This is a genomic window from Oleiphilus sp. HI0079, assembly GCF_001635105.1.
Map to the genome: position 1 here is coordinate 1 of NZ_LWFT01000155.1, position 689 is coordinate 689.

At 48.5% G+C, this 689-nt stretch carries 1 protein-coding gene and 1 pseudogene; one reads left to right on the forward strand and one right to left on the reverse strand.

What is annotated here, in order from left to right; all coding sequences use genetic code 11:
• Nucleotides 1-202: pseudogene (locus A3750_RS26715) on the forward strand (succinylglutamate desuccinylase); the annotation flags it as partial.
• Here A3750_RS26715 and A3750_RS02310 read toward each other — a convergent pair.
• On the reverse strand, nt 173-689 hold a 517-nt coding region (locus A3750_RS02310), incomplete at its 5' end, for an N-succinylarginine dihydrolase (protein WP_197474819.1). The pseudogene A3750_RS26715 and the gene A3750_RS02310 sit on opposite strands and share 30 nt — an antisense overlap.

Genomic DNA, 689 nt, shown 5'->3' on the forward strand with positions numbered 1-689 from the left:
CAAGGATGATGCCGCATTTGAGCTACTTGTGTCTGAGGACGCGGCCAATTTTAAAGAATTCGAACAAGGCGAGATGGTCTCACGTTCGCCTTGCTCAGAGTATACCGTTCAAAATGAGCGTGAGTTTCTTATTTTCCCCAATAATAAGGTGCCCATTGGTCAACGCGCGGGACTAATGCTGAAACGCGTAAATCGCAGGTAAACCCAGTAATTGCGTCAATTCATCAAGTGCAGTCATCGACTCAGCAATCANTCTCGGATCGGCCAAATCTGATTGCGAAATCTGATCTCTGTAGTGGCGCTCGACCCACGCCGACAAGATACCATAGAGATTATCCGTCATTAGAACCCCTGGGTGGACCGCAGCTAACTCATCTTCCGTTAGTGCAACACGTAATCTCAGACAGGCAGGACCACCGCCATTCTTCATACTTTGCTTGAGGTCAAAACTCATCACTTCTCGAATCGGATTATCGCCTGCCACAAGCTTCTTGAGGAAGCGCTGCACAGACGGCGTATCATCACATTCCGAAGGCACAACGAGCATCATTTCACCTTCGCTGGTAGTCACCAACTGGCTATTAAAGAGATAACTTGAAACCGCATCATGCAGAGGCACTTCGTGCTCAGGAACGGTAATCACCAACAGCTCTGTATCACCAAGCTTGGCTTTAAGCTCGCTGATCACC